The organism is Streptomyces sp. NPDC051677, from assembly GCF_044453465.1.
Lineage (GTDB): Bacteria > Actinomycetota > Actinomycetes > Streptomycetales > Streptomycetaceae > Streptomyces.
The window spans coordinates 1-2101 of record NZ_JBITCT010000136.1 but is presented as its reverse complement, the minus strand read 5'-3'; the positions used below and the strand labels follow the sequence as shown (position 1 = coordinate 2101).

Here is a 2101-nt window from a genome sequence, read left to right as displayed (position 1 = left end):
CCGTTGCTCAGAGCCTCAGCAGCTCTCAGCATTCCGGGCATTTCGGCCCGGAAGGTCCGTCTCGTCACCAAAGCGTGAGGGCTCCGGCGTGAGTACGGTCTCTCGCTTCCTCCCGCCGCTGGTGCGGCAGGGTTGCGCCACCTGCCCGCCCCGCGCTCGCCTCGCGGCGGGTGCGGGTGGCGCGGGTCTTCTGGTCGGCTCCACGAGGCTTCGACGCCTTGACGGCGTCCGGGTCTCCGGCCACTCCGGTACCCGTTAGTGCGGCCGCGAGGGCGGCGAGGTTGAGTGCGGCGTTGTCGTCCCGGTCGAGGACCAGGTGGCAGGCGTCGCATTCGTAGGTCCGGATGTGCAGCGGCAGCTTGGCTTTCACCGCGCCGCACCCGGAACAGGTCTTCGAGGAGGGGTACCAGCGGTTCGCCACGATGGTGCGGGTGGCGTGGCGCTGGCGGGTCTTGTAGTCGAGCTGGCGGCGGATCTCGCCGAATCCGGCGTCGGCGATACGCCGTGCGAGGCGCCGGTTCTTCAACATGCCGGTGACGTTGAGGTCTTCGACCACGACGGTGCCGTACTCGGCGGCCACCGCGGTGGTGAGCTTGTGCAGGGCGTCTTCGCGGAGGTTCGCCACGCGGTGGTGGACCTTGTTCCGCTGGGCGTTGGCCTTCTCCCACCGCCTCGACGGCTGCTGTCCGGTGCGCCGGTCGGGACCCTGGCGTCGGGACACCACGCGGGAGGCGCGGCGCAGCTGCTTGCGCGCCCGGTCGTAGTGGCCGGGATTGGGCGCGGAGCGGATCTCGCCAGTGTTGTCGGCCATGACTGCGAGGGTCTTGATCCCGAGGTCGATACCGACCGCCGTATCGGGCCGCGTAACGCGTACGACGTCGCGTTTCACCTCGGTCTGGAAGGACACGAACCAGCGTCCGCGTTCGTGTCGGACGGTCGCGGACAGGATGCGGGCGGTCCCGGCCTGGACGCGGTCGAGGAGCTTGCCGGTGGGCTCGTGGACGCGGAGTGTGCCCAGGCGGGGCAGTGTGACGTGTCGGCCGTCCGTGTCCACGCGGATGGTGCCGGTGGTGAACCGGCAGGCGAGGCGTGCCTTCCGCTTCGACTTGAAGCGGGGCATGCCCACCGCCCGGCCTTTACGGGCGCCGCGCTTGGACTTGGCGTAGTTGTCGAACGCGGCAGCAGCGTTGGCGAGACCGGTGGAGTACGCCTCCTTGGAGTTGTCCTCCCACCACCCGCAGAACCTCGGGTCGGTGTGCTTGGCCTCGTTGAACGCCTTCCGCAGGGCGGGCAGCGACCATGGCCGCCACGGCGTCAGCGCCTCCTCCGGCACGCCGTAGGAGGCCTCCGCGCGGCGCTGCCACCACGACGCCTCGACCCAGCCGACCGCCCAGTTGTACGCGGCACGGGCCGCACCGCAGTGCGAACGCAGCGCGTGCTCCTGGGCGGCGTTCGGGTCCAGAGCGAACCGGTACGCCTGCACCACGAAACCCGGCTGCGGCTGGAACTTCTTCACTCGGCCGCCTCGCCGGTCGCCACGGCCACCGCACGGGCGGCCCGGTTCTTCGCCGCCCGCCGCCCGTACAGACGCGCGCACATCGACGTGAGCACCTCGGTGATGTCCCGCACCAGATCGTCAGCTGTCTCGGTGGGGTCGAGGACGACCAGGCGCCGCCCGGACGCCGACAGGGCGGCCTCGAGGTGCTCGACGCCGAACCGGGCCAGCCGGTCACGGTGTTCGACCACGATCACCGCCGTGCCAGGGTCGGCGAGAAGCCGGTGCAGCTTGCGCCGGCGCCCATTCAGTCCCGATCCGACCTCGGTCACCACCTCGGCCACCGGCAGGCCAAGCCCGTTCGCACCGGCCACGACCCGCGCGGCCTGTCGCTCCAGGTCGGTCTTCTGGTCGGCCGACGACACTCGGCAGTACGCCACCACGCGCCCGGACGGCTGGACGGCGGCCTCCTCGACCAGCCATGTCCCGGAAGGTGCCTGGCGGACCGGGACGGGCATCTTGCCGTCCTTCACCCACCGCCACGCGGTCTGGTAGCTCACGCCCTGCTGGCGTGCCCACTCCGAAAGCTTCACGAGACCACAGTAT

2 protein-coding genes are annotated in these 2101 nt (G+C 70.8%); both read right to left on the bottom strand.

Annotated elements, in window-relative coordinates; translation table 11 throughout:
* Nucleotides 1-64: 64 nt before the first annotated feature.
* Nucleotides 65-1516: an IS607 family element RNA-guided endonuclease TnpB gene (gene tnpB / locus ACIBAF_RS49230; protein WP_399473402.1), complete on the bottom strand. Its 1452-nt coding sequence runs from the start codon at nt 1514-1516 to the stop codon at nt 65-67.
* Nucleotides 1513-2088: an IS607 family transposase gene (locus ACIBAF_RS49225; RefSeq protein WP_399473400.1), complete on the bottom strand. Its 576-nt coding sequence runs from the start codon at nt 2086-2088 to the stop codon at nt 1513-1515. Before ACIBAF_RS49225 ends, tnpB begins: the two co-directional genes overlap by 4 nt.
* Nucleotides 2089-2101: the final 13 nt, after the last annotated feature.